We start from the raw sequence: 1,795 nt of genomic DNA on the forward strand, positions 1-1,795 counted from the left end.
GGTACTGACCGGCCGGGGACTGCTGTCCGCGCGGGTGCTGGGCGTGTCCAGCGGGCTTGGTGGTGTCGTGCTCGCCTGGCTCACCTGGTGGCACGGGCTCGGCACGTGGTCGACACCGACCCAGGAGCACGACCCCATCACGCACAGCGTGATCACCGCCTACATCCGCTACAGCGGCAACGCGGCCCCATGGCAGATGCGGCCCCTCGACGTCGTCGACGGCGACGCGGTCGTGTATTACCCGTCCGGCCTGCCCCGGCTGGCCGCCCTGGTCGCGGAAGCCGTCGGGGACCCGATGACCGCGCTCAACGTCGTCACGGTCGTGCTGGCCGCCGTCGCGTGGCCGCTGTCGGTCGCGGCACTGGCTGCGGTGGGCATGCGGCTGGCCGGGCTGGGCCGGGGCTGGACCGAACTGGCTGGTGGCGTCGCGGCGCTGCTGGCGGCGGTGGTCTACCGGCCGGTCATCTCCTTCGCCCACGACGGTGGGGTGCTGCCGAACGCCGCCGCGCTGCTGCTGGTGCCCGGGCTGGTGGCCGTGCTGCTGATCATCGGCAGGCGGCAGTGGCACGTGGCCGCCGCACTCGGCCTCGCCTGCGCCGGAGTGCTGTCGCTCCACCCGAGCGTGGCCGTGTCGGCGGCACTGACCCTGCTGGCGGCCTGGGCCGGTCTGCTGTGCACCGCGTCCGGCCGGGCCCGGTGGCGAGCCTCGCTGCCCCCGGTGCTCGTGGTGGGCGCGGTGGCGCTGGTGGCCGCCCTGCCGGTGCTGTGGCAGGGATTGAGCCGCGAGGGGTCGGTGAGCGCCGCGCCGGCGACGATCGAGGCGACCCCGTTCGGTGAGGCGCTGCGCAACGCGGTCCTGCTGCCGCATCTCGGCTACTTCGACCCGTCCGGCGAGCTCACGCAGCTCTCGCTCGGAGTCTTCGCCCTCGTCGGCGTACTCGCGGTGGTCGTGTTCGGCCGGGGGTGGCCGCTGTTGACGGCGTACCTGTTCTGGGTGGCCGTGTCGCTGACGTTCCAGCTCCTGCCCGGCTCGGGGTTCGGCGCGACGGTGGCGGGCGCCTTCTACAACTCCTTCGTCCGGGTGCAGGCGCACGTGAACCTGCTCGTGCCCGTGCTGGCCGCGGGCGCCGTCGTGCTCACCGCGTCGGCACTGGTGGCCTTCCGGCGCGGCGGACGGCTCGCCGTGCTCACCCACCCGATCACCGTCACCGTGGTGGTGGCGGCCGTGCTGCTGACCGTGGTGCTCACGTCGCTGCTCGGTCATGCCGCCACCAACGCACACGCCTTGACGCAGCGCTACCGCGACCCCGAGTTCGTCCGCTACGACGCGGCGGACGCGGCGGCGATGGAGTGGCTCGACGGCCGCGTGGCGCCGGGGGAACGAATCCTCAACAACGCCAACGACGGCTCGACGATGGCCTACGTGCGCTACGAGCTGCCGATCCTCAACGTGGTCTCGTCCGGGACCTCGCGTCAGCCCCGGGCCATCGAGCTGCTCGCGCGCTTCCGCGAGTACCCGACGAACGCGCGGGTGCGGTCGATCCTGCTCGAGGACAACGTCCGCTGGGTCTACGTCGACGAGCACGCCCCGCTGATCGGTGCGGTGGCGTCGGCCTGGCACGGGCAGAGCCAGTACTCGCTCGCGCCGGGCCTGACCGACCTCGACGGATTGCCGGGACTGACACGCGCCTTCACCGCCGACCACGTCACCGTCTACCGCCTCGACCACGCCGCCCTCCGCGGGTTGCCGTGACCGGCCCCTGCCCGCGCCTGCCGTGGCGCGGCGCCCGGTCCG

The 1,795-nt window shown here is 73.4% G+C and carries 1 protein-coding gene; it reads left to right on the forward strand.

What is annotated here, in order from left to right; all coding sequences use genetic code 11:
* On the forward strand, window positions 1-1,753 hold a 1,753-nt coding region (locus tag SACSA_RS23235), incomplete at its 5' end, for a DUF6541 family protein (RefSeq protein WP_198009081.1).
* Window positions 1,754-1,795: the final 42 nt, after the last annotated feature.

The organism is Saccharomonospora saliphila YIM 90502, from assembly GCF_000383795.1.
In the GTDB taxonomy this organism is placed as follows: domain Bacteria; phylum Actinomycetota; class Actinomycetes; order Mycobacteriales; family Pseudonocardiaceae; genus Saccharomonospora; species Saccharomonospora saliphila.